This window comes from Halorussus litoreus, assembly GCF_003382685.1.
Taxonomy (GTDB): Archaea; Halobacteriota; Halobacteria; order Halobacteriales; family Haladaptataceae; genus Halorussus; species Halorussus litoreus.
The window spans coordinates 1-993 of record NZ_QLVG01000097.1 but is presented as its reverse complement, the minus strand read 5'-3'; the positions used below and the strand labels follow the sequence as shown (position 1 = coordinate 993).

Sequence of the window (993 nt, the reverse complement as noted above, 5' to 3'; positions counted from 1 at the left end):
CGCCGAGGGAATCGGCGCGGTCGCCGCGCTCTGTGAGAACTGCAACAACTGCACCGTCCCGCAGGTCGCGGGCGCGAACGGGGTGTGTCGGACGCCCGACGTGCTGGCCGAGCGCGGCGAACTGGAGCGGGAAGGCGCGTACGAGCGGTAGGTCTCGGCCGTACGGGGTGGTCACGTGGAACTCTCCACGGCACCACCCGATTGGGCCGACCGTGTTCTCCGGACGCCAACCGTTACGTGCGCGCCGTCCCAACCTCGACCATGACGCGCGAGATCACTCACGAAGCGACCGGCCCGATCAAACTCGACGAGAGCGACATCGACGACGAGAAGGGCGACATCGCGGTCTGCCTCTGCGGCCTCTCCGGCGACTACCCGTTCTGCGACGGCTCGCACCGCGCCGCCGAGAGCGAGGCCGACGACGCGGTGTACAAGTACGAGAACGACGCGGCCGACGGCGAGCGCCGCGAGATCGAGGAGTTCGTCTTCGCCGACGAGGGCTCGGAGTAATCCCACACGCGAACTCAGACTATTTCCCGGAGCCGGTCGCGCACGTCCGCGAGCGCAACCGTCTCGACGCCCGCCTGTTCCGGTTGGCCTTCAGCTACTCCGAATCCTCGGCCCGTCAGCACCGCGACAGCGTGCTCTTCAGACCCGATCGCACCCGATTCCGAGAGCGTCCGAATTCCGGCGAGCGCGGTCGCGGAGGACGGTTCGACCGCGAATCCGGCCTCGGTCGCCAGCAGGTCCTTCGCGTCCAGAATCTCCTCGTCGGGCACCGAGACCACCGCGCCGCCCGTCTCCCGGGCCGCAGCGAGAGCCCGCGTCCCGCTCGGCGGGTCCGGGTTGGCGATGGAGTAGGCGACCGTCTCTCCGGGATCCGTGAGCGGCGTCACCTCGTCGGCTCCGTCGCGGGAGGCTCGCGCGATGGGATCGCAGGCCGCGGCCTGCACGAGGTAGAGCCGCGGCCTGCTCGGCGCGGACGACTCTTCT

2 protein-coding genes and 1 pseudogene are annotated in these 993 nt (G+C 69.8%); 2 read left to right on the top strand and 1 reads right to left on the bottom strand.

Annotated features, from left to right (window positions below):
- Together DPQ64_RS19955 and DPQ64_RS18440 are read left to right on the top strand one after the other, a co-directional pair.
- A pseudogene (locus tag DPQ64_RS19955) lies at nucleotides 1–151 on the top strand (NADH:flavin oxidoreductase); the annotation flags it as partial.
- A 110-nt stretch (nucleotides 152–261) separates the two neighbouring features.
- Nucleotides 262–510: a CDGSH iron-sulfur domain-containing protein gene (locus tag DPQ64_RS18440; RefSeq protein WP_115865707.1), complete on the top strand. Its 249-nt coding sequence runs from the start codon at nucleotides 262–264 to the stop codon at nucleotides 508–510.
- Between the two features lie 14 nt (nucleotides 511–524).
- Here DPQ64_RS18440 and DPQ64_RS18435 read toward each other — a convergent pair.
- The coding region (locus tag DPQ64_RS18435) for a pyridoxal-phosphate dependent enzyme (RefSeq protein WP_115865748.1) at nucleotides 525–993 on the bottom strand (469 nt) is incomplete at its 5' end.